Origin of the sequence: Halorubrum sp. Ib24 (assembly GCF_002252745.1) — an archaeon.
GTDB lineage: Archaea > Halobacteriota > Halobacteria > Halobacteriales > Haloferacaceae > Halorubrum.
The window spans coordinates 14,484-39,163 of sequence record NZ_NHOX01000002.1 but is presented as its reverse complement, the minus strand read 5'-3'; the positions used below and the strand labels follow the sequence as shown (position 1 = coordinate 39,163).

26 protein-coding genes are annotated in these 24,680 nt (G+C 70.0%); 10 read left to right on the top strand and 16 right to left on the bottom strand.

Annotated elements, in window-relative coordinates:
* Window positions 1–3 precede the first annotated feature (3 nt).
* From DJ82_RS00395 to DJ82_RS00385, 3 genes are all read right to left on the bottom strand, one after another.
* Entirely contained in the window at window positions 4–1,239 is a 1,236-nt protein-coding gene (locus DJ82_RS00395; RefSeq protein ID WP_094525399.1) for a digeranylgeranylglycerophospholipid reductase, read from the bottom strand.
* A 167-nt stretch (window positions 1,240–1,406) separates the two neighbouring features.
* A complete protein-coding gene (locus DJ82_RS00390) occupies window positions 1,407–2,270 on the bottom strand; it encodes a 2-oxoacid:ferredoxin oxidoreductase subunit beta (protein WP_094525400.1) in 864 nt (287 codons plus the stop codon).
* Window positions 2,271–2,273: 3 nt separating this feature from the next.
* A complete protein-coding gene (locus DJ82_RS00385; RefSeq protein ID WP_094558532.1) occupies window positions 2,274–4,031 on the bottom strand; it encodes a 2-oxoacid:acceptor oxidoreductase subunit alpha in 1,758 nt (585 codons plus the stop codon).
* Between the two features lie 297 nt (window positions 4,032–4,328).
* Here DJ82_RS00385 and DJ82_RS00380 point away from each other — a divergent pair, with 297 nt between their 5' ends.
* Window positions 4,329–4,973 carry an FAD-dependent oxidoreductase gene (locus tag DJ82_RS00380; RefSeq protein ID WP_094580790.1) on the top strand — a complete coding sequence of 215 codons (645 nt, stop codon included), beginning with the start codon at window positions 4,329–4,331 and terminating at the stop codon, window positions 4,971–4,973.
* A 328-nt stretch (window positions 4,974–5,301) separates the two neighbouring features.
* Here DJ82_RS00380 and DJ82_RS00375 read toward each other — a convergent pair whose 3' ends face one another.
* On the bottom strand, window positions 5,302–6,405 hold the full coding sequence (locus DJ82_RS00375; protein WP_094558531.1) for a pyridoxal phosphate-dependent aminotransferase: 1,104 nt from the start codon (window positions 6,403–6,405) through the stop codon (window positions 5,302–5,304).
* A gap of 149 nt (window positions 6,406–6,554) precedes the next feature.
* Between DJ82_RS00375 and DJ82_RS00370 the strand changes: the two genes are divergently transcribed.
* On the top strand, window positions 6,555–7,058 hold the full coding sequence (locus DJ82_RS00370) for a metal-dependent hydrolase (RefSeq protein ID WP_094525404.1): 504 nt from the start codon (window positions 6,555–6,557) through the stop codon (window positions 7,056–7,058).
* 39 nt (window positions 7,059–7,097) lie between these two features.
* Here DJ82_RS00370 and DJ82_RS00365 read toward each other — a convergent pair whose 3' ends face one another.
* Window positions 7,098–7,889, bottom strand: a complete 792-nt coding sequence (locus tag DJ82_RS00365; protein ID WP_241881348.1) for a PHP-associated domain-containing protein — start codon at window positions 7,887–7,889, stop codon at window positions 7,098–7,100.
* A gap of 169 nt (window positions 7,890–8,058) precedes the next feature.
* Here DJ82_RS00365 and DJ82_RS00360 point away from each other — a divergent pair, with 169 nt between their 5' ends.
* The gene (locus DJ82_RS00360; RefSeq protein WP_092561897.1) at window positions 8,059–8,355 is read left to right on the top strand and encodes a hypothetical protein; all 297 of its coding nucleotides are present in this window, start codon (window positions 8,059–8,061) and stop codon (window positions 8,353–8,355) included.
* 17 nt (window positions 8,356–8,372) lie between these two features.
* Here the strand turns inward: DJ82_RS00360 and rocF are convergent, their stop codons facing one another.
* Entirely contained in the window at window positions 8,373–9,278 is a 906-nt protein-coding gene (gene rocF, locus DJ82_RS00355; RefSeq protein ID WP_094525406.1) for an arginase, read from the bottom strand.
* A gap of 104 nt (window positions 9,279–9,382) precedes the next feature.
* On the opposite strand from rocF, the gene DJ82_RS00350 reads away from it, so the two are divergent.
* Together DJ82_RS00350 and DJ82_RS00345 are read left to right on the top strand one after the other, a co-directional pair.
* The gene (locus DJ82_RS00350; protein WP_094526636.1) at window positions 9,383–9,703 is read left to right on the top strand and encodes a hypothetical protein; all 321 of its coding nucleotides are present in this window, start codon (window positions 9,383–9,385) and stop codon (window positions 9,701–9,703) included.
* Between the two features lie 110 nt (window positions 9,704–9,813).
* Window positions 9,814–10,347: an Rrf2 family transcriptional regulator gene (locus DJ82_RS00345; protein WP_094525408.1), complete on the top strand. Its 534-nt coding sequence runs from the start codon at window positions 9,814–9,816 to the stop codon at window positions 10,345–10,347.
* A gap of 205 nt (window positions 10,348–10,552) precedes the next feature.
* Here DJ82_RS00345 and DJ82_RS00340 read toward each other — a convergent pair whose 3' ends face one another.
* From DJ82_RS00340 to DJ82_RS00320, 5 genes are all read right to left on the bottom strand, one after another.
* Window positions 10,553–11,734: an NAD(P)/FAD-dependent oxidoreductase gene (locus tag DJ82_RS00340; protein ID WP_094580789.1), complete on the bottom strand. Its 1,182-nt coding sequence runs from the start codon at window positions 11,732–11,734 to the stop codon at window positions 10,553–10,555.
* A gap of 80 nt (window positions 11,735–11,814) precedes the next feature.
* Window positions 11,815–12,666, bottom strand: a complete 852-nt coding sequence (locus DJ82_RS00335) for a nucleoside phosphorylase (protein WP_094558528.1) — start codon at window positions 12,664–12,666, stop codon at window positions 11,815–11,817.
* Window positions 12,667–12,746: 80 nt separating this feature from the next.
* The gene (gene cdd / locus DJ82_RS00330) at window positions 12,747–13,148 is read right to left on the bottom strand and encodes a cytidine deaminase (RefSeq protein ID WP_094524592.1); all 402 of its coding nucleotides are present in this window, start codon (window positions 13,146–13,148) and stop codon (window positions 12,747–12,749) included.
* A 73-nt stretch (window positions 13,149–13,221) separates the two neighbouring features.
* Window positions 13,222–13,812, bottom strand: a complete 591-nt coding sequence (locus DJ82_RS00325) for a GNAT family N-acetyltransferase (RefSeq protein ID WP_094524591.1) — start codon at window positions 13,810–13,812, stop codon at window positions 13,222–13,224.
* A 101-nt stretch (window positions 13,813–13,913) separates the two neighbouring features.
* A complete protein-coding gene (locus DJ82_RS00320) occupies window positions 13,914–15,140 on the bottom strand; it encodes a pyridoxal-phosphate dependent enzyme (RefSeq protein WP_094558526.1) in 1,227 nt (408 codons plus the stop codon).
* Window positions 15,141–15,310: 170 nt separating this feature from the next.
* On the opposite strand from DJ82_RS00320, the gene DJ82_RS00315 reads away from it, so the two are divergent.
* From DJ82_RS00315 to DJ82_RS00305, 3 genes are all read left to right on the top strand, one after another.
* Window positions 15,311–16,000 (top strand): helix-turn-helix domain-containing protein, encoded by a 690-nt coding sequence (locus DJ82_RS00315; RefSeq protein ID WP_094524589.1) that lies wholly within the window; start codon window positions 15,311–15,313, stop codon window positions 15,998–16,000.
* Window positions 16,001–16,074: 74 nt separating this feature from the next.
* Window positions 16,075–16,455: a hypothetical protein gene (locus tag DJ82_RS00310; protein ID WP_094580788.1), complete on the top strand. Its 381-nt coding sequence runs from the start codon at window positions 16,075–16,077 to the stop codon at window positions 16,453–16,455.
* A 139-nt stretch (window positions 16,456–16,594) separates the two neighbouring features.
* Window positions 16,595–17,908 carry an NAD(P)/FAD-dependent oxidoreductase gene (locus tag DJ82_RS00305; protein ID WP_094580787.1) on the top strand — a complete coding sequence of 438 codons (1,314 nt, stop codon included), beginning with the start codon at window positions 16,595–16,597 and terminating at the stop codon, window positions 17,906–17,908.
* A 22-nt stretch (window positions 17,909–17,930) separates the two neighbouring features.
* On the opposite strand, the gene DJ82_RS00300 is transcribed toward DJ82_RS00305, so the two are convergent.
* The 4 genes from DJ82_RS00300 to DJ82_RS00285 all read right to left on the bottom strand — a co-directional run bounded on the left by DJ82_RS00300 (window position 17,931) and on the right by DJ82_RS00285 (window position 22,241).
* Window positions 17,931–19,097 (bottom strand): thiamine pyrophosphate-dependent dehydrogenase E1 component subunit alpha, encoded by a 1,167-nt coding sequence (locus tag DJ82_RS00300; RefSeq protein ID WP_094580786.1) that lies wholly within the window; start codon window positions 19,095–19,097, stop codon window positions 17,931–17,933.
* A gap of 22 nt (window positions 19,098–19,119) precedes the next feature.
* Window positions 19,120–19,602 (bottom strand): hypothetical protein, encoded by a 483-nt coding sequence (locus DJ82_RS00295; RefSeq protein WP_094558522.1) that lies wholly within the window; start codon window positions 19,600–19,602, stop codon window positions 19,120–19,122.
* Window positions 19,603–19,709: 107 nt separating this feature from the next.
* Entirely contained in the window at window positions 19,710–21,128 is a 1,419-nt protein-coding gene (locus DJ82_RS00290; RefSeq protein ID WP_094580785.1) for a hypothetical protein, read from the bottom strand.
* Between the two features lie 72 nt (window positions 21,129–21,200).
* The gene (locus tag DJ82_RS00285) at window positions 21,201–22,241 is read right to left on the bottom strand and encodes an NAD(P)-dependent alcohol dehydrogenase (RefSeq protein ID WP_094580784.1); all 1,041 of its coding nucleotides are present in this window, start codon (window positions 22,239–22,241) and stop codon (window positions 21,201–21,203) included.
* A gap of 188 nt (window positions 22,242–22,429) precedes the next feature.
* On the opposite strand from DJ82_RS00285, the gene DJ82_RS00280 reads away from it, so the two are divergent.
* A complete protein-coding gene (locus DJ82_RS00280; RefSeq protein ID WP_094580783.1) occupies window positions 22,430–23,491 on the top strand; it encodes an amidohydrolase family protein in 1,062 nt (353 codons plus the stop codon).
* Complete coding sequence (locus tag DJ82_RS00275; protein ID WP_094580782.1) at window positions 23,491–24,414, top strand: metal-sulfur cluster assembly factor; 924 nt, start codon at window positions 23,491–23,493, stop codon at window positions 24,412–24,414. The genes DJ82_RS00280 and DJ82_RS00275 overlap by 1 nt, the downstream gene beginning before the upstream one ends.
* Before the next feature lie 46 nt (window positions 24,415–24,460).
* Here DJ82_RS00275 and DJ82_RS00270 read toward each other — a convergent pair whose 3' ends face one another.
* The gene (locus DJ82_RS00270; RefSeq protein ID WP_094524580.1) at window positions 24,461–24,664 is read right to left on the bottom strand and encodes a hypothetical protein; all 204 of its coding nucleotides are present in this window, start codon (window positions 24,662–24,664) and stop codon (window positions 24,461–24,463) included.
* Window positions 24,665–24,680 lie beyond the last annotated feature (16 nt).

Here is a 24,680-nt window from a genome sequence, read left to right as displayed (position 1 = left end):
GACCTACGCGCCCCACCGCTCCCGGGCGAACTTCGTCAACAACGGGAGGTCGTCGAGGTGGAGCAGCTTCGCCATCGCGGCCTTGTTCCCCTGATTCGCCTGTTCAAGCGTGTTGTCGTCGGTCCGGCGGAGGTCCTCCATGAACCGGTCGTACCGCTCGTTCGGCGCGAGGTACAGCAGTCGGGTGAGCATCAGCCGGGCGCGCATCCGCGGGGCCACGTCCCGGTGCCAGAGCCGCTCGTAGACGGCGAGGCTCTCGGCGTCGAGGCGCCGCTCCGAGTCGGTGAGACACCGGTCGATGGTGGCGGCCGCGGCGCGGGCCGACTTCATCCCCTTGTGGATCCCCTCGCCCCACAGCGGGTCGATGGTGGGCACGGTGTCGCCGATCGCGAGGAACCGGTCGGTGTGCATCTCGTCGGGCATCTGGATGTGCGCGGAGCCGCGGTGGATCGTGTCGTCGATCTGTTCGGCGTCCGCGAACCGGGGATCGCGCTCGATCCAGTCGTTGAGGTAGCCGTCGACGGTTTTCCCCTCTTCGGCGAACTCGCGGTGGCGGTCGTTCTGGATGTAACAGATGCCGACCTTCGCGGTGTCCTCACCGGTCGCGAAGATCCACGAGTAGCCGCCGGGGGCGATGTCGTGGTCGAGCCGGAGCATCATCGCCCGCCGCAGGTCGGCGTACTCGGGGTGGTTCATCTCGACGCCCTCCATCTCGTACTCGATGCCGATCGCCTGGTTCTCCCGTTCGAGGTCGACCACGTCGAGCGCGCTCGCGATCGGCGCGGCCGGGCCGGTGGCATCGACCACCACCTCGGCGTACACCTCCTCGTCGCCGTCGTACCGAACGCCCTCGACGACCCCGTCGTCGTCGAGGATCGGGCGGGAGACGCGCGAGTCGAACCGGTACTCCGCGCCGTTCTCGCGGCCGTCCTCGACGAGGAAGCGCTTGAAGTCGGCGAACTCCAAGACCGCGCCGGGCTGGTAGCTCTCGTAGTAGCTGTTCGGCGACTCCAGGACCACGTCGTCGGTGTACGACATCACGACGTCGTCGGGGATCCCGAAGGCCGACATCATCGACGGGAAGGTCCCCGCGGTCGACTTGTTGCTCTGGCGGGGGAACTCGGCCTCCGGCTCCGTTTCGAGAACGACGACGTCGTAGTCGCGTGTCGCCAGGTCGCGGGCGCACTGCGCCCCCGCTGGTCCGGCGCCCGCGATAACGACGTCGTAGCGATCAACCATATACAATGTAATTCGGACCCACGTAATTAGGCTTGCTGAAACCGGTCACGAACAGGGCGTGAGCCGGCTCCGTCGCCGGAATTTGGCTCTCGGCCGAGGTCGGAATGTCGGGCGCTTCGGCGGTCGCCGGTCGTCAAAAAAATCGGTCGCGAAGACGGACGGCGGCGTCAGTAGAACTCGCGGACGAGGTCGGTCGCGCCCTCGGGCGCGCCGTCCGGGATGACCGACATGTCCTCGTCGACGCCGTGCTGCTCGTGGTACGGCACCGACTCTTCGTTCTGGTAGATGACGCCCTGGTGTTCCTTCTCGGAGTCGAGGATGACGTCTTTCGCGTCGCCGCGGTCGGTCGGGTCGTGGTCCGTCTCCTTCAGGTCGACCAGCGAGTCGCGGAAGTAGTCGTACGTGTCGACGTCGTTGAAAGTGACGCACGGCGAGTAGACGTTGACGAAGCCGAACCCGTCGTGCTCGACCGCCTTCTGGATGATCTCCTGGTGGCGGAGCGCGTCGGAGGAGAACGACTGCGCGATGAACGTCGCGCCCGACGCCAGCGCCAGCGCGTGCGGGTTGACCGGGGGCTGCTTCGGCCCGTCGGGGGTCGTTGACGTCTCGAAGTCCTCGCGCGAGGTGGGCGACGCCTGCCCCTTCGTCAGCCCGTAGATGCGGTTGTCCATCACGACGTACGTCATGTCGACGTTGCGCCGGACGGCGTGGACGAAGTGGCCCGCGCCGATGGAGTAGCCGTCGCCGTCGCCGCCGGCGACCATCACTTCGATGTCGGGGCGGGCCATCTTGACGCCGGTCCCGACCGGAAGCGCGCGTCCGTGAACGCCGTGGAGCGCGTAGCTGTGCATGTACGTGCCGATCTTGCCGGAACAGCCGATGCCGGCGACGACGAAGGTGTTGTCGGGGTCGTTGCCCGTCTCCGCGAGGGCCTTCATCATCCCGTTCATGGTGCCGAAGTCGCCGCATCCCGGGCACCACGTCGGCTGCTTGTCGGACTTGAAATCGGTGAATCGAATGTCTGAGCTCATTGGTTACGCCTCCGCCCCCTCCGCGAGGGTCGCTTTGATCTCCGCTGCGAGTTCGTCGGCCTTGAATCGCACGCCGTTGTACTTGTTCACGCGGTCGACGCGCGCGAGCACGTCGTGCTCGACCAGGTCCGCGAACTGCCCCTGTTCGTTGCACTCGACGACGACGACGTTCTCCGCGGCCTCGACGTCGTCGGTGAGGTCCGGCCGCGGGAAGACGTACGGCACCGAGAGCACCCGCACGTCGAGCCCCTCGTCGTCGAGCATCTCGACCGCCTCGGCGAGCGCGCCCTCGTTCGACCCCCACGTGATCACGAGCGTGTCGGCGTCCGCGTCGCCGAACTCGCGCGGGCTCCAGTCCTCGCGCTCGCGGGCCGTCTCGACTTTCTGGTTGCGCTTGTCGACCTGTGCGACGCGCATCTCGGTGTCCTCGGTCCGGCGGCCCTGCTCGTCGTGTTCGAGCCCGGTGGACATGTGCGCGCCGTCGGCGGTGCCGGGGAACGCCCGCGGCGACACCCCGTCGTCGGTGATCTCGTGGGGCTGGAAGCCGCCGGAGTCGCTCATGTGGTCGTCGATGTCGGCCTCGTCGACGACGAAGCCGCGGTCGACCTCGACCGCGTCCATGTCGAACGTGTCCGGGGAGAACGTCTGCTCGGTGACCGCCATCGAGAGGTCGGCGGTGAGGTAGACGGGGAGCTGGTACTTCTCGGCGAGGTTGAACGCCTCGACCGTCTTCCAGAAGCACTCGTCGATGGTCGTCGGCGCGAGCACGAACCGCGGCACCTCGCCGTGGCCGCCGTACAGCATCTGGTTCAAGTCGCCCTGCTCCTGTTTCGTCGGCATCCCGGTCGAGGGCCCGGAGCGCATCACGTTACAGATGACGAGCGGCGTCTCCGAGGTGGCGATGAGCCCGAACGTCTCCGTCATCAGGTCGATCCCGGGCCCGGAGGTCGCGGTCATCGACCGCGCGCCCCCGCGGGCCGCGCCGAGCGCCATGTTGATCGCGGAGAGCTCGTCTTCGGCCTGCACGACGTGGCCGCCGTAGCGCTCGATCCGGCCGGTGAGGTACGTCATCACGTCGGTCGCGGGCGTGATCGGGTAGCCGGCGTAGAAGCGGCAGCCGGCGGCGATGGCGCCCATGCCGATGGCCTCGTCGCCGTTGAGGAGGACGTAGTCCTCGTCGGTGGTCTCTAAGTCGTAGTCGAACTCGTGGTCGTACTCCTCGCCGACGTACGACCGCCCCGCGCGGGCGGCCTCCTTGTTGTTGTCGACGAGCTTCTGGCCCTTGTCCGCGAATCGCTTCTCCAGGGCGGAGTCGAGGTTCTCGATGGGGAACTCGGCGACCTCGCAGGCCGCGCCGAGCGCGACGACGTTCCGCATGATCGCCCCGCCGGCCTCCTCGGCGAGCCGCTTGAGCGGGACGTCGATCCCGGTCATCTCCCCGGGGATCTCGACGTCCTGCATCGTGGTCCGCTCGCCGTCGTAGATGATCACCGACCCCTCGTGGAGCTCGTCGAGGTTCTCCTCGATGGTCCGGGGGGTCAACGCGATGAGCACGTCGAGCCGGTCAACGACGCTCTGTACCTTGTCGACGGAGGTTCGCACCTTATAGGCGGTGTAACCGCCACGGATCCGCGAGGCGAAGTCCTTCGACGTGAACACGTGTCGACCCGCCCGAGAGAGCGCTTGCGCGAAGATCTTCCCGGTCGAGTCGATGCCGTCGCCGGCCTCCCCGCCGACGGCCCAGTTGAAGTCCGCAGCCATGCTATGTCGCAGGTTTCGCCGGACTCATCAAAAGACTTCTGGAAGGAGCTACCAGCGGCTTTTCAAACATTCGTCCATATTTAATCGTATATATGGATATACAACAAAAAATTCCCATCTAAAACCGTCTCAGGTGGACGATCGTTTTCCATTTTTCCTCACGATCGACCCTCTGCGTCGCAGTCGTTTTTCGACGTTCGTCGAATCCCGAGCGCCCGTCACCGGCCGGTCGTCTCAGACGCGGGCAACACCGACGCGGACGGGAACACGTTTGTGTCCGCCGACCGGATCTGTCGTATGGACACGACAGCGACGGTCAGCGCGGTCGAGGCGGTCGGCCGCGACACGTACGCCCTCCGGTTCGACGCGCCGGACGGGTTCGCCGCCGAACCCGGTCAGTTCGTCAGGCTCGGCACCGAGATCGACGGCGAGTCGGTCGCCCGCTTCTACACCCTCTCGTCGCCCACGGTCGGGGACAGCTTCGAGGTCACGGTCGGCATCGATCCCGAGGAGGGCGGCGAGTTCTCCGCGTTCCTCGCCGACGCGGAGGCGGGCACGGAGATGACGCTCTCGGGCCCGTTCGGCGACCAGCACTACGACGGCGAGCCGCGAGCGGTCGTGATCGCGGGCGGCCCGGGCGTCGGCCCGGCGGTCGCCATCGCGGAGCGCGCGCTCGACGACGGCGCGGAGGCCGCGGTCGTCTACCGCGACGACGACGTGTCGCACGCGGACCGCTTGGACCGGCTGAAGGAGCGCGGCGCCGCGATCCACCTCCTCGACGCCGACGAGGAACTCGACGACGCGGTCGCCGAGGCGCTGACGGGCGTCGACGGCGAGACCGTCTTCGTGTACGGCTTCGCCGATTTGGTGGCCGACGCCGAGGCCGGAATCGACGCCGCCGGCGGCGACGCGGACGCCGCGAAGGTCGAGAACTTCGGCTAGACGCGGTTCGGTACGTTTCGGTTGAACGTTACTGAATCGCTGGTCGGGGATCGACGGAGAACACCGCCAAAGCCCCAGGCGCGAGGCGGGCGCACGCTCGCTGCGCTCCTCAGTCGTTCGCTGCGCTCACTCCTTACGGTGCTTGCGTCGCCTCCGCCCGCCTCGCGCCTGCCCCTTTGAATCCCACCCGTCCGCACCGTCCCACACCTCAACCTCCCCAGCCTCGTCAGTCGCCCTCCGCGTCGCTCCGGGCGACTGACTCCCTCGCGCGTGCTGCTCGGCCGCCAGGCGGCCTCGCAGGCACGCGCCGACCGCGATCCGCCGCGGATCAGTCTCCGAAGTAGTCCGCCAGCCGCTCCGCGGCCTCCACGGCGCGGGGGGTGACGAGGGCGAACCGGATCCACTCGTCGCGCGCGCTGCCGAACGCCTCGCCGGGCATCCCGGCGACGCCGGCCTCGTCGACTAACCGCTTCACGTTCGCCATCGTCCCGGGGAAGCCCTCGAAGCGCGCCAGCACGTAGAAGGCGCCCTCGGGGCGGCTGTACTCCGCGCCGGCCGCGTCGAGCGCGTCGGTGAACGCGTCCGCCCGGTCCGCCAGCAGCTCGCGGGCCTCCGCGTAGTACTCGGGCGGCGTCTCCGCGAGCGCGTGGTGGACCGCGTACTGCGACGGCCGGGGGCCCGCGACGTTCACGAGCATGTGCCGCGTCTTCGCGTCGCCGACGTGGCCCGCCGGGAGTATCCCGTACCCCACTCTGAAGCCCGTGATCGCCATCGACTTCGAGAAGCCGCTGGTGACGATCACGCGGTCGGAGTCCAGCGTCAGCGCCGACTCGAAGCGGCCGGTCTGGTCGAAGTGGTCGTACACCTCGTCGACGAGGACGAGGGCGTCTACCGCGTGCGCGATCTCGACGACCTCGCGAACCGCGTCGAGGTCGTACACGGCTCCCGTGGGGTTGTTCGGCGTGTTCAAAACGATCAGCGCGGTGTCCGCGCTCGCGGCCTCGCGGATCGCCGCGACGTCGAGGCCGCCGTCGCGCTCGGTCGGGACGAGCGCCGCCTCGCCGCCGAGCATGTCCACCTTCCCGGGGTAGTACGGGTAGACCGGATCGAGGAGGACGGCCTCGTCGCCGGCGTCCCGATCGAACGCGCGCGCCATCGCGAGATAGTTCGCCTCGCCGGTCCCGTTCGTGACGACGACGCGGTCGACGTCGACGCTCCGCCGCTCGGCGATCGCCTCCCGGAGCTCCAGCAGGCCCTCGCTCGGCGGGTACTGGAAGGCGTCCGGGGGGAGGTCGGCGTACTCGCGGAGCGCCTCCCGCAGCGCGGCGGGCGGCTCCCAGTCGGGGTTGCCGCTCACCATGTCGATGACGTCGCGGTCGGCCGCGGCCGCGTACTGCATCACGTGGAAGAACTTCGGCTCCTCGTACTCCATACCGACCGCTGGGCGGCGTCCGCCGTGGCTCTTTCGACCGGCGGCGCGCCCGAGTCAAACGGACGGCGCGCTCGCGCGACCGGCTGGACCGCCCTCCGCCGGTCGCCCGAATCCGGAGGTTTCACTTACGGCCCCAGCCACCCGGTGGTATGAACAAACGCGGCCACGTCCTCAACGCCTTGCTGCTCGCGCTCGGGCTCGGCTTCGTCATCGAGCCCGGGCTCGACATGGCCACGGCGCGGACCACCGCCCAGATCACCGTGCCGATCGTGCTGGGGGCGCTGTTCCCCGACGTCGACACCGCGTTCGGTCGCCACCGGAAGACCCTCCACAGCCTCCCGGTGCTCGCCGTCTTCGTCGCGTACCCGATCGTCTTCGGGAACCTCCAGTACGTCTGGATCGGCGTGTTGACCCACTACCTCCTCGACGTCGTCGGGAGCCGCCGGGGGATCGCGCTGTTCCACCCGCTGTCGGACACGGAGTACGGCCTCCCCTCCGGCGTGACGACGAGCAGCAAGTACGCCGACCTCGTCACCGTCGTCATCACGGCGCTGGAGTTGGCGGCGTTCTGGGCGCTCCACACCTACGTCGTGACGCTCGACCTCGATCTCTCGGCGGCCGCCTCGGAGGCGGCGGCGGGGCTCGGCGTCTGAGGCGTCTCACTTCTCTGCGATCGCGGAACGGCGGCCGCGTCACTTCGGTCGGTAGTCCGAGAGCGTCCCGGAGTAGACGCTCACGTCGTTGAACCGACCCTCGTACACGACGTTCGTCGGCAGGGTCGGCTCGTCGCCGGAGAGGAACAGCCGGTCGAGCTTCTCCCAGGTGTTCTCGTAGCCGAGGTGCGCGAACTCGAGGAGCCCGCGGAGCTGGTGGCGGACCCCGCCGCGGTGGACCACTGTCCGGGGACGCTCTTGTCGGAAGGCGTCGACGACCGCGTCGGCGTCGTCGAAGTCGCCCTCGAATTCGGTCCACGCCTCGCCGACGGTGCCGGGGAGGTGCGCGTACGAGGAGCCGAACCCGGGCTGATCGGTCACCTCCGCGATCCGTCGCGTCCGGCCGTTCTGGTGCGGGAGGAGCTTGGTGTTGTACGTCTCCACCGCGGCGAGCCGCTCGGCGTGCGCCGCGATCTCCGGGCGAGTCAGCGAGATGGTGGCGAAGCCGGGGTGGGGGACGAGCACGACGGCGTCCTGTCGCTCGAACTCGGCCATGGCCGCCTCGAAGGTGATGTAGTCGGGAACCGGCTCCTCCAGCCCGAGGACGAGGAGGTGCCGGCGGTTCCCCCAGTCGCCGGTGAACACCTCGCGAGCCGGGACGATCGTCAGGTCGTCGTCGGCGTACCGACCCGCGCGCTCTTGGACCGTCCGGAGCCGGGTGAAGTGTGGCGCGTACACGAGCGCGTCGATCCCCCGCTCCTTCGCGAGGGCCACGACGTCGTCGTCGAGCACCTTCACGTGGGCGTCGACGCGCGTTCTCGATCGGGTCACGAATGCACGATATGCGTCCCCGAGCAAAGGGGTATCGTTCGACGGCGAGCGGATCCGGTTCCGGCGCGGGGTACAGCGAGCGCGTCCGACGCCGACGCTCCCGGGCGGCGCCGACGACCCGTCGCCGCCGGGGGAAACGGTTAATCCCCCGCGGGAGCGACGGGAACACATGCCTCGCTGGACGTGCGGAATCGACGGCTGTGACGCCGCCTTCGACGACGTTGAGTCGGCCATCGTCCACCAGACCGACGGCCACCAGCGCCACGAGTGCAAGGTGTGCGGCACGATCGTCCCGGACGGCTACTTCGCGATCCGACACGCGTTCGACGAGCACACCCGCGCCGAGTTCGTCCGCGCCTACGACGCCGACTCCGCGGCCGTCCGTCGCCGCGAGGAGATCAAACGGGAGATCGAGCGCGAGGCCGACCTCCAGCGCGTCGTCGACGAGCTGGACCGCGGGGTCTGACCGCCGCGGGTCACTCCTTACAACACCCGCTTCCCGAACGCGCTCGCCGCCAGCTCCGTCGCGAGCTCGGCCGTCTCGTTGTGCTGGTCCAGCGTCGGGTTCACCTCGACGAGCTCCATCGACCGGAGGCTGCCGGCCTCGTCGACGATCTCCATCGCGCTGTGGGCCTCACGGTAGGTCACCCCGCCGCGGACCGGCGTCCCGACCCCGGGCGCCTCGTTGGGATCGAGCCAGTCGAGGTCGAGGCTGACGTGGACGCCGTCGACGCCGTCGCCCGCGGTCGCCATCGCCTCCTCGGTGACGTCGGTGATCCCGCGCTCGTCGATGTCGGACATCGTGTACGCCGCGAAGCCGTGCTCGCGGATGACCTCGACCTCCGACTCGTCGACGGAGCGGAGCCCGACGAGCGCGACGTTCTCCGGGGTGAGCCCGGGCGCGTTCGCCCACTCCGACCCCGCGAACTCGTCGAAGCCGAGCGCGGCCGCGAGCGGCATCCCGTGGACGTTGCCCGAGGGGGTCGTCGAGGGCGTGTTGAGATCGGCGTGAGCGTCGAACCACACGGCCCCGATGTCGGCGTCGCGCGCGGACCCCGCGAGCGACCCGATGGCGATCGAGTGGTCGCCGCCGAGCGCGAGCGGGACGGCGCCGTCGGCGAGCGTTCCGCCCACTTCGTCCGCGAGGCGCCGGCAGACGTCGGCCGTCTCCCCGAGGAACTTCGCTTTCCCCCCGCTCGGGGCGTCCGCGTCCGGGTCGCGCTCCTCCGCGCGCGGGACCGCGAGGTCGCCGGCGTCGACGGTCTCGACGCCCGCGCTCGCGAGCTGGTCGGCGAGCCCGCCGTACCGGATGGCCGACGGTCCCATGTCCACGCCGCGTCGGTTCGCCCCGTAGTCGGTCGGCGCGCCGATGATCCTGACGGTGGTCATACCAGTGGACGCGGCGTCCCGGCGCTTGAATGGCGGGGGTCCAGCCGGACCGACCGCCGGACGCGATCGCACACGGTTTTGTCGCCGCGTCCCGATCGTCGGGTATGAGCGGCACCGACGGCGGTTCCGGCGCTGTCGACGAGGGCGACGGCAGTTCCGCCGCCGCCGACGAGGACGACGCCGGAAGCGACGCCGCCGACGAGCCACCTCCCGAGTTCGACCCCGCCGACGTCAGCGGCAGCGACATCGAACCGATCGGCGGCATGATCGCCGTGGCCTTCACCGGGGCGGTGATCGGCCTCGTCGGCGCCGGGATCGCCCTGTTCGTGAGCGACCTCGGACTGGCCCTGATCGGGGTCGGCGTCGTCGTCGCGCTCTCGAGCCCGCTCGCGTACGTCCGGCTGCGCAGACGGTACGGGTCGTAGCCGTCGACGTACGGATCGTAGCCGTCGACGGCGCGGATCGGCGGATCTCGCACGATCGTTTATAATGGGCTTCCATCGCATTTAAGCGGTGCCGCAATCTATTCGCGACCATGTCATCGATCGAGCTCACGTCGAGTCAGAAAAGCATCCTCACGGCCCTCATCAACCTGTACGGGGAACAGGAAGACGCCGTCAAGGGCGAGGCGATCGCCGAGGAAGTCGACCGCAACCCCGGCACGATCCGCAACCAGATGCAGAGCCTGAAAGCGCTCCAGCTGGTCGAGGGCGTCCCCGGTCCGAAGGGCGGCTACAAGCCAACCTCGAACGCGTACGAGGCGCTCGACATCCAGCGCATGGACGAGCCGGCCGACGTCCCGATCTTCCACGAGGGCGAGGAGGTAACGGGCGTCAACGTCGACGGGATCGACCTCTCCAGCGTTCACCACCCCGAGCTCTGCCGCGCCGAGATCCACGTCCAGGGCTCCGTCCGGAGCTTCCACGAGGGCGACTCAGTCACCGTCGGCCCCACGCCGCTCTCGAAGCTCGTCATCGACGGAACCGTCGACGGGAAAGACGACACCGCGAACATCCTCATCCTCCGCATCGACGACATGCGCGCCCCCGACGAGCCCGCCGAGCACTGACGACCGCCGAAATCAACGGTCTCGCCGGCGACACCTCTCTTCCGCTCTCACACTCGACCCGCCGACGGCCAGAGCGCCGCCGCTGTCGAAGTCGAAAGCCGGTGACCGCGAAAAGCCGCTTCGACCGGTGTCGTGACCGCCGAGCCTACGTCGTGACCGCCGAGCCTACGTCGTGACCGCCGAGCCTACGTCGTGACCGCCGAGCCTACATGTCGCCGAACGCGCTCACGCCGCGCCCGGGCGAGGAGACCTTCGAGATCCACCGCACCGCGATGGACTTCTTCAGCAGCTTCGCCGGGGTGCCGCCGAACGTCTTGATCGGCATCCCGACCACGTCGTGAGCGACCGCCTTCTCGCCGACGGAGATGACGGTCCCCTTGTCCGAGTGCTCCCACGACTGGAGGGGCGCGCCGCGGGCGGCCCGCGCGAGGTTCTCGCCGGCGACCTCGGCGGCCTGCCAGGCGGCCTGCGCGGTCGGCGGCGCCACGTCGTCGTCGCCCTGCTCGACGAGGGCGGTGTCGCCGATGGCGAACACGCGGTCGTCGCTGGTGGTGAAGTCGGAGGCTGCGTGGACCCGGTTGGAGCGCTCGTCCTTCTCGACCTCGACGTTCTCCAGCTCCGGCTGGCCCGTGATCCCGCCGGTCCAGACTAAGACGTCGTGGGCGAGCTCCTCGGCCTCCTCGTCCCCGCCGCCGCCGAGGTAGACCGCGTCCTCGTCGGCCTTCGAGATGAAGTCGCCGGTGAGGATCTCCACGTCGGCGTCCTCCAGCCGCTGGCGGAGCGCGCCCTGAAGCTGGGCGTCGTTTCCGGGGAAGACCTCGTCGAGCCCCTCGACGAGTGTGATGTTGATGGGGGCGCGGTGCTTGTCGCGGTACTCCGCGATCTCGCCCGCGGTCTGGATGCCGGAGAGCCCGGCACCGCCGACGATGACCTCGACGGGGTCGGACCGGGTCGCCTCGGCCGCGGCCGACCGCACGTCCTCGTGGATCGCCTTCGCGTCGTCGAGGCTCTTGAGCTGGTGGGAGTGCTCTTTCAGGCCGTCGATGCCGAAGAAGGCGGTCGTGGAGCCGACGCCGAGCAGCAGGTAGTCGTAGTCGACGGTCGTCCCGTCGTCCGTCTCGACGACGCGCTCGTCGGTGTCGACGTTGACGACCGGCCCCTGCACGAACGCCGTCTCGGGCGATTTGATCTCGTCGACCGGGATGGTGATCTTGTCCGCGACCGAGGGGTTGCGGATGGCCCGGTGGACCTCGTGGAGAACGAGATGGTAGTCGTGCTCCGAGACCCACGTGAGCTCCGCCTCGCCCTCGCCGACCTCGTCTTCGAACGCCTTCACCGCACCCGCCCCGGCGTAGCCGGAGCCGACGACGACGACCTGTGTACTCATGCCTATCGTTCCGCAGTGCGCGGGTAAAGTCGCTTTGGAACGTCCGTGAGGGCGACGAGACCGGGGGACTGCTTTCCGGTCTACAGCGAGAGCCCGGCGTGCCAGCGGTCGGCGCTCGCCTCCCGCTTGACCTCGTCCATACGCGCGAGGAGCTTCACGGCGAGGCTCGCGGTCTCGGCCGCTCGCGACTCGCCTTCCGTGCGGAACTCGCCGGTCACGCGGTTCGCGTACACCGAACAGACCGCGCCGGCGCGGAGCCCGTACACGTTCGCGATCGTGAGGATCGCCGACGCCTCCATCTCGATGTTCTTCACGTTCGCGTCCCGCAACTCGGCGACCAGCTCGTCTGAGCCGGCGGCCTCGAACCCCTCGAAGCCGGGACGGCCCTGGCCGGCGTAGAAGGAGTCGGCGCTCATCGTCACGCCGGTGTGGTAGTCGTGGCCCAGCCGCTCCGCGGCGGCGACGAGCGCCGAGACGACCTCCCCGTCGGCGGCGGCCGGGTAGTCCTCGCGGACGTACTCGTCGCTCGTCCCCTCCTGCCGGACCGCACCGGTCGTGATCACGAGGTCGCCGACGTCCATCCCGGGCTGGATCGCGCCGCAGGAGCCGACTCGAATGAACGTGTCCACGCCCGCCCGGGCGAGCTCCTCGACGGCGATGGCGGCCGACGGCGAGCCGATCCCCGTCGACGTCACCGAGATCGGCGCGCCGTCGTAGCTGCCCGTCGCGGTGCGGTACTCGCGGTGGTGCGCGACCTCGTCGTGGTCGTCCCACAGCGTCGTGACCTTGTCGACGCGCTCGGGGTTGCCGGGGAGGAGCACGGCGTCGGCGACGTCGTCTGGCCCCACCTCGACGTGGTAGCCGGCCTCGTCGTTGGGGTCCTCGCTGTCGCCCGCGGCGCCGTCGGCGGAGGTCTCGCTTTCGTCGGTCATGTCTCCGCCCTTCGGCGAGCCGTTTAAAAGTAGTTCCGTCTCGCGATCCGCCGCCCGGCGGCTCGGCCTCCCCTCCGCCCTCAGACGTCCCTCGCGTCGTCGAGCGTTCCCTCCGAGATCGTGTTCGGGAGCAGCTCGCCGAGCGTGTACGCGCTCGTCTCGCCGTCGCCCTCGTCGCAGACGACGACGAGGTCGTCGGCCGCGAACTCCGCGAGCGTCTGCCGGCACATCCCGCAGGGGGTGACGCCGTCTCGCACCCCGGACGTGACGGCGATCCGGTCGAACTCGCGGTGGCCGTTCTTCACCGCCTCCGCGAGCGCGACCTCCTCGGCGTGGAGGCTGTTGGAGTAGTTCGCGTTCTCGATGTTACAGCCGGTGTAGACGGTCCCGTCGGCGGTTCGGAGCGCGGCGCCGACGCGGTACTCGGAGTACGGGACGTGCGCGTCGTCGAGCGCGTCGCGCGCGGCCTCGATCAGGTCCATATCCGGTCGTCGGCCGGCGGGGCGATAAGCGGTCGGGGTCGCGGCCGCGCTCCGGGTGCGCCCTCGACGCGGATCACCGCCCGGTGTCGTACTTATACGTCGCCGACTCGGGATCGATCCCGAAGTCCTCGGGGGACTCCGTCTCGTCGCCGTCGGCCGACTCCGCCGGCTCGGCCTCCTTGAACGCCTCGCGGAAGCGGTCCGGCATCTCGAACGCGTCGACCGGGAGCCGCAGGCCGACGACGCCGCCGCCGAGGAACTCTCGCTTCTCGTCGAGCCGGTCGGAGAGCGCCGGCGGGAGCTCGTCGGTGTCGACCTCCTCGAAGCCGAACTGGGTCAGGTAGGCGGGCTGATCGGTGAGGACGTACACCGTCTCGAACCCGTCCGCGGCCGCGGTGTCGACGAGGCGCTCGACCACGTGCGCGCCGACGCCGCGACCGCGCCACTCGGGGAGCACGCCGATCCCGGTGAGCTCGATCCGGTTCTCCTCGCCCTCGTCGCCGCGGTGGAGCCGGAGCCGACCGAACCCGGCTCGGTCGCCCGACTCCTGGTCGACCGCGATCACGTAGTCCCGCGAACGGAAGGCGACGTCGTCGAGCCCGAGCCGCTCGATCGCGTCCAGTAACCACGCCTCGTCACGGTTTTTGGCGTCGCGGACGTACATACTCTCACGTACGCGGGCCGACGTAAAAACGGTTCCCCGGCCGACGTCGGCGACCGCGGCGGCGCGTGGAGGCCAGCCGGCCGCGCTCGCCGCCCCAGCGCTCAGATACCCTGTCCCATCAGGTGGCTGCGCAGCACGTCAGGCGTCTTGAGCCCGGCGTCGCTGTTGACCAGCACGACCGTCTCGTCGCCGTCGAAGAACCCGTCCTCCTTGAGCGCCCAGGCGCCGGCGGGCGCGGCGCCGCCGGTAGCGCCCATCTCCATGACCTCATTCTGGGCGACGGCGACCGCGCTCGCGAGCACGTCCTCGTCCTCGACGCCGACCGCCGTCCCGCCGCTCTCCGTGACCGCCTCGACCGCGGCCGCGCCGCCCGCGGGGTCGGCGATCTCCAGCTCGCCGCAGATCGTGTCGGGCGTCTCCCACGGTTCCGGTTCGTCGAGGCCGCGCTCGACCGCCGCCGCGATCGGCGCGCAGCCCGCCGCCTGCGCGGCGACGAGTCGCGGGACCGCGTCGACCGCGCCGACCCGCACCAGCTCGGTGAACCCCTTGTACACGCCCGCGATCACCTCGCCGGAGCCGGTGGGGACGACGACGACGTCGGGCGCGTCGCCGAGATCGGCGACCAGCTCGAACGCGAGCGTCTTGGCGCCGTCGTGGCGGTACGGCGTCGCGAACTCGCCGAGGTCGGTGTAGTCGGTCTCCAGCTGCTCGTCGACCGCCGCGGCCGCCGCGGGGAACCGGCCGCCGACCACGCGCATGTCGCCGCCGTGGACGTTCGTCATCGCCTTGTTCGAGAACGCGCACCGCGAGGGGACGAACGCGTACGAGCGCAGGTCGGCCCGGCCCGCGTACGCCGCCATCGACTGCCCGGCGTTGCCCGGGCTCGCGCACGCGAGCGGTTCGACGTCGGCGCCCTCGGCCGCCCGCGCCGCGACCGCGGTGAGCGCGACCGAGAGGCCGCGGTCGAGCACGGTCCCCGTGGGGTTCCGCCCCTCGTCTTTGACGTACACCGAATCGACGTCGAGCTCGTCGGCGAGCCGATCGGTCGGGACGAGCGGCGTCGCGCCCTCGCCGGCCGAGATCGCCGTCTCGGCCGGGAACGGGAGCAGCGCGTCGAAGCGCCAGTGGCCGCGCCCCGCGCCCGCCGGGCCGTCCTCGGGCGACCCCAACAGCGCCTCCGGGTCGACCGCGTCGTAGTCGTAGGCGGGGTCGAGCCCGCGCGCCTGCTCCTCGGCCGACACCGCCGTCGGGTCCGCGGTCTCGTGAACGCGGCCAGACGCGCGACTCTTCAGCCCGCGGAACGCCGTCGTCGTCTCCGTCGACTCCATACGCACCCTTGCGGCGGCGGCGACTAATCGCTTCTCACTCGACGCGCGGACGGGCGCGACGTCGCCGATTCGGAGCCGGTCTCTGCGGTCCGTCGGTCGGATCCGATCCGTACCGATCCGTGACTGTTGCTGAGAGGAACATATAAACTATTGTATTAGAAACATGTTCTATGACCATCCTCGTCGACTTCGGCATCTCGGTCGACCGCTTCGAGCTCGGCGGCTTCGTCGCCGACCTCGCGCTGGAGGCCGAGCTCGAACGCATCGTTCCGACCGGCGACCGCGTGATACCGTACGTGTGGGTCACCGGGGAGTCGGCGACGTTGGACTCGCTCACCGAGTCGCTAGAGGCCAGCGACAAGACGCGTTCGGTCGCCGTGCTCGACGAGCTGCTGATCGACGGCGCCGAGGAACGCCAGCGCCTCTACCGCGTCGAGTGGGTGACCGACGAGCTCGACGTCGTCAAAGGCATCGTCGACGCCGACGGCGCGGTGCTCGAAGGCAAGAGCACGAACGACTTCTGGCGGCTGCGGCTCCGGTTTCCCGACCATCAGAACGTCGCCGAGTTCTACCAGTACCTCGCCGACAACGACATCACGGAGTTCAGGATCGACAGCATCTACGAGCTGGAACAACGGTCCGACCGGGGGTCGAAGCCCTGGACGCCGGAGCAGCGCGAAGCGCTCTCCGCCGCCGCGGAGCGGGGCTACTTCGACGTTCCGCGCGACGCGAGTTTAGAGGAGATCGGAGCGGCTCTCGGGATCACCCAACAGGCCGCCTCGGAGCGCGTCCGGCGCGGGGTGCGAAACGTCGTCCACGACGCGTTGGACCTCCCGGACGCGCGTCGGAATCGCGGCTAATTAAGTATATAAAAGCGGCTTGTACGTGAAAGCCACCGACAGGGTACGGTTTGATTCGACTCCGCGACAGATCAATGAGCACTGATGACTTGGCGGCCATCTGCTATATCGACCGCGACCGCGGGAGCCGCCGCGATCGCGAACGAGACGACGACTTCCGGGTCGGGACCGCGACGGAGGTCGATCACACGAGCTTCGATTACCGAAGGACCGCGACCGTCAGCCGAGAGGGCAGGCGGCCGCGCCCGGTGCACATGAGCGGTCGAGACCCGTCGGGGTCGGAGCCGGGTCCCGACGCGCGGGCGGGGCGATGCACCCACTGCGGCGCTCCCGCCTTCGGCCGCGTTTCGCTCGTCTTCGAGGCGGACTCCGGCTCCAGAGAGCTCGACCTGCGGCTCTGTGACCGGTGCGTGGATTCGTTCACCGCGGAACCGGACGTCCGGCTGGCGGTGTGACCGACGCGCGGTGTGACCGACGCGGTCCGGCGCGCGCGACGGCCCGGTTCCCGCCCCGCCGGCGCGACTCGCCGGTCGGCACTCGCCGGGTCGGGTCCGACTCGCCGCCGCTTATAAGCTCTCGACCCGAATCGGGCGTATGGACGGAGACGCCACCGTCGTCGGCGGCGGGCTCGCCGGGCTCGTCGCGGCGACCCGGCTCGCCGAGGCGGGCGCCGACGTGACGCTGTACGAGCGACGGCCCGATGTCGGCGGACGCGTGCGGACCGAGACCGTCGACGGGTTCACTATCGACCGCGGCTTTCAGGTGCTGTTCACGAGCTACCCGGCGGTCGCGGCCGAGCTCGACGCCGACGCCCTCGACGTCCGGCGCTTCGCTCCCGGCGCGACGATCTGCCGGCCGGGATCGCGGTCGACCCTCTCGGACCCCCTCCGCGATCCCCGCGGGGCGATCCCCTCGCTCTTGAACGACGAGGTCTCGTTTTCGGACAAGCTCCGGACGCTCGCGCTCCGGTACGACCTCTCGAAGCGGGACGAGGGCGACTTCTTCGCCGGGCGGGACGACTCCATCCGCGAGTACCTCCGCGATTGGGGCTTCGCGGACGACTACGTGACCAACTTCGTCGAGCCCTTCTACGGCGGGATCACGCTCGACCGGAGCCTCTCCACCTCGAAGCAGGTGTTCGAGTACACGTTCCGCGCGATGGGCCGCGGCGCCATCGGCGTCCCCGCCGAGGGCATGACGGCGATCCCCGAGACGCTCTCCGCCCGCGCCCGCGAGGCGGGCGTGACGATCGAGACCGGCGAGGACGTCGAATCGGTCCGAACTGCGGGCCAGGGGCGGATCCCGTTCCGCACGGGACGCGCCGACGCCGAGGGGGCCACCGTCGAGCTCGCGGACGGCTCGACGCGGGAGACGGACGCGGTCGTCGTCGCCCCCACTCCGCCGGAGGCCCGGCGGCTGACCGGCGTCGAGTCGATCCCCACCGAGGCCGTTCCCAACGTCACCGGCTGGTACGCGCTCCCCGCGGGCGAGTCGTTCGAGACCGGGAAGCGGATCCTGCTCAACGCGGCCGACGAATCGCCCAACGCCGTGATACCGATGTCGGAGGTCGCCCCCGAGTACGCCCCCGACGACCGCGCGCTGCTCGCGGCGACGTTCCTCGGCGAGGCGTCGCTGGACCGCCCCGCCGACGCGCTCCGGGACGACGTCCGCGACGCCTTGGAAGCGTGGTACCCCGACCGCGGGTTCGACGGGCTAGAGACGCTCGACGTCCACCGGATCCGGTTCGCGCAGTTCGCGCAGCCGCCCGGCGTCCACGCCGACCTCCCCGACCCCGACGACCCCGAGGGCCCCGTCGTTCTCGCCGGCGACTACACGGCGTGGTCGTCGATCCAGGGCGCGCTGGAGAGCGGCCGAACGGCGGCCGCGGCCGCGGGCGACTATTTATAAGTAGCGTCGCGCTCCGCAGCGCCTACTCCTCTCGGTGGAACGACCCCTCGCCGTGCTCGTCGATCGCCGCGAGCAACTCGTCGCGCTGGCGGCGGATCTCGGGCGGGAGGTCGGCGTACGCGTGGTCGAACATGTCGGTCGGATCGGCCTCGATCGACTCCGCGACGTCGATCGCGTCGGCGACGACGTCGTCGGCCTCCTCGCGGATCGCCGCGACGCCCTCGTCGTCGATCCGCCCGGTCTCCCGCAGGAACGCCTCCATGCGGTCGAGCGGGTCGAGCGCGCGCCACGGATCGACGTCGTCGGGGTCGCGGTAGGCGGTCGGGTCGTCGGCGGTGGTATGCGCGCCGAATCGGTACTCGACGAACTCGATCAGGGCGGGGCGGGGGGTGTCGGCGGACGCGTCCGCCGGTCCCTCGCCCCCGGCCCGGGCGCGCTCGGCCGCCTCCCGCGTGACGACGTAGCTCGCGAGCGGGTCCATCCCGTCGACGCGGACGCCGTCGAACCCGTAGGCGGTCGCCTTCTCGGCGAAGGTTTCGCTCGCGGTCTGGCGCGATTGGGGGATCGAGATCGCCCACCCGTTGTTGTGACAGCAGAAGAGCGTCGGCGTGTCGAAGACGCCCGCGAAGTTCATCGCCTCGTGGAAGTCGCCCTCGCTGGTCGCGCCGTCCCCGAAGTGCGCGACCGAGACCCGGTCCTCGTCGCGGTAGTCGAACGCCCACGCGGCGCCGACCGCGTGCGGCAGGTGCGCTCCGATGCCGATGTTCAGCGGGAACACGTTGCCGTCGGCGATCGCCTCGGTCCCGGACTCGTGACCCATCCAGTAGGGGAGGTACTCGGAGAGCAGGTCGCGGACGACGACCGCGCCGTGCTCGCGGTACTGGTAGCTTATCAGGTCGCGGTCGGCGAGCGCGTGGGTCGACCCGACCGCCGACCCCTCCTGTCCCGCGCAGGGCGCGTACGTCCCGATCCGCCCCTGCCGCTGGAGGCTGACCGCCCGCTCGTCGAAGCGGCGCGTGACGACCAGATCGCGGTAGATCGCGCGGAACCGCTCGTCGGAGAGGTCCGGGACCGTCGCGTCCGGCAGGGGGCTCCCGTCCGGCCCGAGCACGCGGTAGACGTCGGCGTCGGCGAGCGGGTCGGCGTTCGAATCGGGGGAACCGGCGGCGTCAGCGCCGTTCTCGTCCATGGGCGATCGGTGTGCGCGCCGGTCACAAGGAGTTAGCGGTCGCGGCGGCGTCCGACCGCCGCCGGCTCCGACGGCGGACGTACGTGATCGGGAGGCCGACGAGGACGCCCGCGACGGCGACCATGCCGAGCACGAACCCGACGAGCAGCGGGACGGGACCGGCCGTCAGCATCTCCGGCCCCCAGACGAACGCGAACCGGACCGTCCAGAGGGCGCCGGTGACGAGCGCGGTGAGCAGCCCGAACGCGGCCCCGCGCGGGTAGGTGAGGCTCCCCGGTCGCTCGACGAGCGCCCACCAGACGACCGCGCCGACGACGAGCGCCGGCGTCGCGAGCAGCGGCATCGAGAACGCGGTCGGGAGGCCGATCACCTCCGCGAAGAGGCCGAGCATGTCGGAGAGCACGAACGCCGTGAGGGTCGCACAGCCGAACGCGTAGACGCCGGCGAGCAGCGCCCACCGCTGCGACGACGGGAGCCCCGCCTCGGTCCGAAGAGAGTCGTCCATACGCGGACGTCGTGAAAGCGAACCAAAACGTTTCCCGTGGGTGAAACGCCGACTTGAGCCTCCTCCGCGGCGGCTCCCTCGACCGGTGGGCGGACTGCCGCCCCGGCTCATTCGACCGCGATCTCCAGCTCGAACGGGTACGCCCCGTGCTCGTCGGGCGTCCGGTCCGGGACCCCCCATGAGACGTGGAACAGCCCGCGGCTCGTGTACGTGCCCTCGGAGAGCCCCTCGGGGACCGCGTACGTCGCGGCCATCTCGTCGCCCGCGTCGAGCGACTCCAGCGCCTCGCCGTCGCTGCGACTCGGCCGCGGCCCCTCGATGCCCTCGGTTTCGACGATATCTAGCTCCGTCCGCTCCCCGTCGTGAACCACCCAGAGGGCGCTCGGCAGCGCGCCCCGGCTCGTGAACGTGTACGGTCCCTCAGCGTCGTCGTCGGCGTTCTCGGGCGCCGGCGCGTCCGTGAGGGTGAACCCCCGGTCGGGGGCCTCGCTCGCCGCGCTCTCGCTCGCCGCGACCGAGACCGACACCGGGAGTCGGTCGTACCGCGGCTCTCCGACGATAATGTCGTACACGGTCCCGTCGAGCCGGTAATACGGCGGCTCGTCGTACGCCGCGGCGACGTCCCCGTAGGCGTCCGGCACCTCGTCGGCGAAGTACTGACTGCGATCGGGAGTCGTCAACGCCGGCTCCCGGTGCGACGACGCCAGCGCGCGCTCGAAGAGCGACACCACCTCGCCGTCGAGCGCCGACTCGTCGACTACCGGCCGGTCCCACATGTCTCTCTCGGTCAGTTCGCGCGCCGTGATCGCGTACGGCGGCTCCTCGTTCTCGACGGTCGTCTCGATCCGGGAGACGCCGCGTCCGTCCTCCAGGTAGTCGTACTCGTCGAGGAACGCGGCGACGGCGTCCGGGCGGACGCACCGGCGGTACTCCCCGCGGGCCGCGTTCGGACCGTACGCCGTCAAGGCGGTAACGAACGTCTCGACGGCCTCGGAGCCGAGATCGTCGCGCCGCCCCGCCTCCCGGAGGACGCGGTCCTCGTCGTCCCCCTCGGCCTCCTCGTCGACGAGCTCCGCGGTGAACGTCGGAAGCCTCGGGTCGAACGCGTAGCGCGTCCCGTCCAGCTCGACGTACGGCCTGAGCTCGCCGCGGTCGTACACGCGGAACTCGTCGACCGCGGCCAGCAGCGCGTCGCTCGGGTCGTCGGTCTCGAACCGCCCGTCGCGGGCCTCGGCGAGGGGGTCGCGCAGCGCGGCCGGGACCTCGGATTCGGGGACGACGTGCGCCGGGTCGATCCCGCGGCTCGGCGACGGCTCGTACGCGGTGACGACGTGCGACACCGTTCGGAGCTCGACGGCGAGGGACGCGCCGGACTCGTCACCGCCGGACGATCGCTCCCCGTCGGCCGCCGCCGACCCGTCGTCGGTCCCGTTCGGCGTCTGACCAACGCCCGGATCAGCTCCGGCACACCCGGAGAGCGCGGCGACGGATCCGCCGATCGCGGAGAGGAGGGCTCTGCGGTCCATACTCGGGGGCTCCACAACGATCGATAAAAATCTTCTGCGGGTCGGGCCTGCGCTCGGCAGTCGGCTCCCGACTCAGGGGGTGATCACGGCGCGACCGTCGATCTCGCGGTGTTCGAGCTTCTCGGCGACCGTGTTCACGTCGCCGAGGTCGTACCGACTCGTGTGGAGGTCGACGTCGCCCTGCTCGACGAGCGCGACCAGCTCCTGGAGCTCGGCGTACCGACCGACGATGTTGCCGACGAAGGAGAACTCGCCGTTCACCAGCGCCTGTGACGGTTCGTGGACGTGCCCGCCGTAGCCGATGATGTGGTGGTCGCCGCCGCCCGCGGTGATGTCGGGCGCGTAGCCCGTCGTCACGTCCGCGCCGACGAAGTCGAGCACCTGCGCGGCGCCCGTCCCGTCGGTGATGGCCTCGATCTCCGCCGGCACGTCCGCCTCGCTCGGGTTGATCAGGTGGTCGGCCCCGTAGCCGTCGGCCAGGTCCAGCGCCGACTGCTTGAGGTCGACGGCGGTGATCTGGGCCGCGCTCATCGCGCTCAGACACTGGAGTCCGATGTGGCCCAGCCCCCCGACTCCGATGACGACCGCGTGGTCGCCCGGGTTGAGGTCGGCGACCGCCTTCTTCGCCGCGTGATACGCCGTGATTCCGGCGTCGGCGTGGGGCGCGATGTCGATCGGTTCGACGCCGGACGGGAGCGGGATCACCGAGCGCTCGCTGGTGTGCAGGTACTCGGCGAAGCCGCCGTCGTGGGTGAGGCCGTTGAACGCGCTGTTCTCGCAGTGCATCGTCTCGCCGAGGCGGCAGGGGCGACAGGTGCCGCAGGTCTGGACCGGGTGGCAGATCACCGGGTCGCCCTCCGAGACGATCTCGACGTCCTCGCCCGTCTCGACGACGGTGCCCGCGTTCTCGTGACCCAGTGTCAGCGGGAGCTCCTGCGGGACGTACTCCGTCCACATCCCCTCGATGATGTGGTTGTCCGTCTGGCACCAGCCGGCGCCCTCGACCTCGACGATCACGTCGCTCGCGCCCGTCGCGTGCGGTCGGTCTACCTCGTCGATCGTGAGTCCCTCGCTCATGTCGTCGGTGTACTCGTGGAGTCTGGCTGCTTGCATGTGATAGATTATCTCGCAGCCTACATCATAAACGTTCGTTACGGTGAGGTCTCCCGGCGTCGCGACCGCCATCGAACGCGACGGCGACGGAGTGAAACCGGCGACTCGACCGATGAACGAACAACCGGTGCGTAATTTACCTGAACGATCCTTATAGTTATGTGTTGTCGATTCACACATTCACTTGTATGTACGAGAAGGACGGCGAGGAGATCTTCGTCATCGACGGCCACGTTCACATGTGGGACGCGCGGCAGGAGAACATCATCCACGAGGGGGGCGAGCAGTTCCTCCAGTGTTTCTACGACTACCACACCGGGTTCACCCCGGAGGAGGAGCAGTGGGACATCGACACGTACCGGCACTACGGCGCCGACAAGATGACCGAGGACCTGTTCGGGAACGCGGCCGCCGACATGGCGATCTTCCAGCCGACGTACCTCGACGACTTCTACGACGAGGGGTTCAACACCACCGAGCAGAACGCGGAACTTGCGGAGGAGTACCCCGAGCGGTTCGTGCTCAACGGGAGCTTCGACCCGCGCGACGGCGAGGAGGGGCTGCGCTACCTCGAACACCTCAAGGAGGAGTACGACATCCCCGGCGTGAAGCTGTACACCGCCGAGTGGCGCGGCGACTCGAAGGGGTGGCGGCTCGACAGCGACGACGCCTTCGAGTTCCTCGAGAAGTGCTCGGAGCTCGGGATCGAGAATATCAACGCCCACAAGGGGCCGACGATCCGCCCGCTCAACCGCGACGCGTTCGACGTGAAAGACGTCGACGACGCCGCCTCGTCGTTCCCGGAGCTCAACTTCATCGTCAACCACGTCGGGCTCCCGCGGCTCGACGACTTCTGCTGGATCGCGGCCCAGGAGCCGAACGTGTACGGCGGGCTCGCGGTCGCCTCCGCGATGTCGACCCACCGCGAGCGGAAGTTCGGGGAGATCATGGGCGAGCTCCTCTTCTGGCTCGGCGAGGACCGGATCCTGTTCGGCTCCGACTACGCGCTGTGGAACCCGGACTGGCTCGTCGATCAGGTGATGAACGCCGAGCTCACCGACGAGCAGCGAGACGAGTACGGCGTCGAGCTCGACGTCGAAACCATGAAGAAGATCATGGGCGAGAACGCCGCGGAGCTGTACGACATCGACATCGAGGCGAAGAAACGCCAGTTCCGCGACGACGACATCACCGAGCGGTTCGACCTCGGCGCCCACTACGGCGGTGACGCGGGGGCCGCGGCGGACTGATGTCGGGGAGCAGCGCGGGTCCGGCCGACGACGCCGGCGGCGATCCCCGGAGCGACTCGGCGGAGAGATCCGCTGACGACCCGCCGGGCGACCCCCACGAGACGGCGGCGGTCAGGGATCGATTGGACCGCGTCGAGGACCCCGAGCTCGCCCGGTCCATCGTCGAGCTCGACTACATCGACGCGATCGAGGTCGACGGGGACCGCGTCGAGGTCCGGTTCACGCTCCCGACGGCGTGGTGTTCGCCCGCCTTCGCGTGGATGATGGCGACCGACGCCCGCGACGAGGTCGAGGCGCTCGACTGGGTGCGCGAGGCGCGGATCGAGCTGTGCGACCACATGCACGGCGAGGAGATAACCGCCGGCGTCAACGCCCGCGACGGCTTCGGCGAGACGTTCCCGGACGCCGACGGCGACGTCGCGGCGGTCCGCGCCGCAATCGCCGACAAGGCCCGCGTCTCCAGACAGCGCGAGGCGGTCCGGACGCTGCTCGACGCTGGGGCCGACCCCGAACAGGTCGTCTCGCTCGAACGGTCCGACCTGACGGTCGACGGGGACGAGGCGCACGTCGACCTCGGCGGGTTATCGCTCGTCGTCGACGCCGCGCCGATCGCCGACTACCTCGACCGGGTCACGACGAGCGGACACGTGACGGAGCCGGGCGACACGCTGTTCCTGACGCCCGAGGGCGACCCGATCCGGGCGGACCGGCTGGACGTGGTCCAGAAGCGCTCCCGGCTCGCGGCCGTGAACATGGGCGGGCAGGGCGCCGTGTGCGACGCGCTTCACCGCGCCCGACACGGGCCGGACGGCCCGGACGGGTCCGGCGCGTCGTACGTCGATTCGTCGGACCCCGATGAGCGAGCGTACGACGGCGACGTCGAGGAGTTCACCTCGACGTGGACGCTCGGGACCGACGACTGAGCCGCGGGCCGCCAGTTCGTTTCCCCTCCACCGCGTTCCCTCGCCCTCAGCGGATAGGACCGAGTCCGCCCATTCCGCCGCCGCCACCGCCCGACCCGCCGTCCTCCTCGGGCTCTCCGTGCCCCTCCTTCTCCAGCCCGTGGCGACCGCTCGCGGCCCACTCGTCGCGGTCCCAGCCGCACGCCGGGCACTCGCCGTCGCCCCAGTCGAACGGCTCGCCGCAGCCGAGGCAGGCGTTTTCCGTGTTCATAGGTCACAGTACTCCC

Excerpts from the sequence above, each read along its gene's own strand:
- DJ82_RS00375 (WP_094558531.1), bottom strand. The coding sequence starts at position 6,405 with ATGGAGTACGAGGAGCCGAAGTTCTTCCACGTGATGCAGTACGCGGCC.
- DJ82_RS00280 (WP_094580783.1), top strand. The coding sequence starts at position 22,430 with ATGTACGAGAAGGACGGCGAGGAGATCTTCGTCATCGACGGCCACGTT.
- DJ82_RS00325 (WP_094524591.1), bottom strand. The coding sequence starts at position 13,812 with ATGTACGTCCGCGACGCCAAAAACCGTGACGAGGCGTGGTTACTGGAC.
- DJ82_RS00395 (WP_094525399.1), bottom strand. The coding sequence starts at position 1,239 with ATGGTTGATCGCTACGACGTCGTTATCGCGGGCGCCGGACCAGCGGGG.
- DJ82_RS00310 (WP_094580788.1), top strand. The coding sequence starts at position 16,075 with ATGAGCACTGATGACTTGGCGGCCATCTGCTATATCGACCGCGACCGC.
- DJ82_RS00390 (WP_094525400.1), bottom strand. The coding sequence starts at position 2,270 with ATGAGCTCAGACATTCGATTCACCGATTTCAAGTCCGACAAGCAGCCG.
- DJ82_RS00315 (WP_094524589.1), top strand. The coding sequence starts at position 15,311 with ATGACCATCCTCGTCGACTTCGGCATCTCGGTCGACCGCTTCGAGCTC.
- DJ82_RS00340 (WP_094580789.1), bottom strand. The coding sequence starts at position 11,734 with ATGAGTACACAGGTCGTCGTCGTCGGCTCCGGCTACGCCGGGGCGGGT.
- DJ82_RS00370 (WP_094525404.1), top strand. The coding sequence starts at position 6,555 with ATGAACAAACGCGGCCACGTCCTCAACGCCTTGCTGCTCGCGCTCGGG.
- DJ82_RS00290 (WP_094580785.1), bottom strand. The coding sequence starts at position 21,128 with ATGGACCGCAGAGCCCTCCTCTCCGCGATCGGCGGATCCGTCGCCGCG.
- DJ82_RS00350 (WP_094526636.1), top strand. The coding sequence starts at position 9,383 with ATGAGCGGCACCGACGGCGGTTCCGGCGCTGTCGACGAGGGCGACGGC.
- DJ82_RS00335 (WP_094558528.1), bottom strand. The coding sequence starts at position 12,666 with ATGACCGACGAAAGCGAGACCTCCGCCGACGGCGCCGCGGGCGACAGC.
- DJ82_RS00270 (WP_094524580.1), bottom strand. The coding sequence starts at position 24,664 with ATGAACACGGAAAACGCCTGCCTCGGCTGCGGCGAGCCGTTCGACTGG.
- DJ82_RS00285 (WP_094580784.1), bottom strand. The coding sequence starts at position 22,241 with ATGCAAGCAGCCAGACTCCACGAGTACACCGACGACATGAGCGAGGGA.
- DJ82_RS00320 (WP_094558526.1), bottom strand. The coding sequence starts at position 15,140 with ATGGAGTCGACGGAGACGACGACGGCGTTCCGCGGGCTGAAGAGTCGC.
- DJ82_RS00360 (WP_092561897.1), top strand. The coding sequence starts at position 8,059 with ATGCCTCGCTGGACGTGCGGAATCGACGGCTGTGACGCCGCCTTCGAC.
- DJ82_RS00305 (WP_094580787.1), top strand. The coding sequence starts at position 16,595 with ATGGACGGAGACGCCACCGTCGTCGGCGGCGGGCTCGCCGGGCTCGTC.
- rocF (WP_094525406.1), bottom strand. The coding sequence starts at position 9,278 with ATGACCACCGTCAGGATCATCGGCGCGCCGACCGACTACGGGGCGAAC.
- DJ82_RS00380 (WP_094580790.1), top strand. The coding sequence starts at position 4,329 with ATGGACACGACAGCGACGGTCAGCGCGGTCGAGGCGGTCGGCCGCGAC.
- DJ82_RS00275 (WP_094580782.1), top strand. The coding sequence starts at position 23,491 with ATGTCGGGGAGCAGCGCGGGTCCGGCCGACGACGCCGGCGGCGATCCC.
- DJ82_RS00385 (WP_094558532.1), bottom strand. The coding sequence starts at position 4,031 with ATGGCTGCGGACTTCAACTGGGCCGTCGGCGGGGAGGCCGGCGACGGC.
- DJ82_RS00345 (WP_094525408.1), top strand. The coding sequence starts at position 9,814 with ATGTCATCGATCGAGCTCACGTCGAGTCAGAAAAGCATCCTCACGGCC.
- DJ82_RS00300 (WP_094580786.1), bottom strand. The coding sequence starts at position 19,097 with ATGGACGAGAACGGCGCTGACGCCGCCGGTTCCCCCGATTCGAACGCC.
- DJ82_RS00295 (WP_094558522.1), bottom strand. The coding sequence starts at position 19,602 with ATGGACGACTCTCTTCGGACCGAGGCGGGGCTCCCGTCGTCGCAGCGG.
- cdd (WP_094524592.1), bottom strand. The coding sequence starts at position 13,148 with ATGGACCTGATCGAGGCCGCGCGCGACGCGCTCGACGACGCGCACGTC.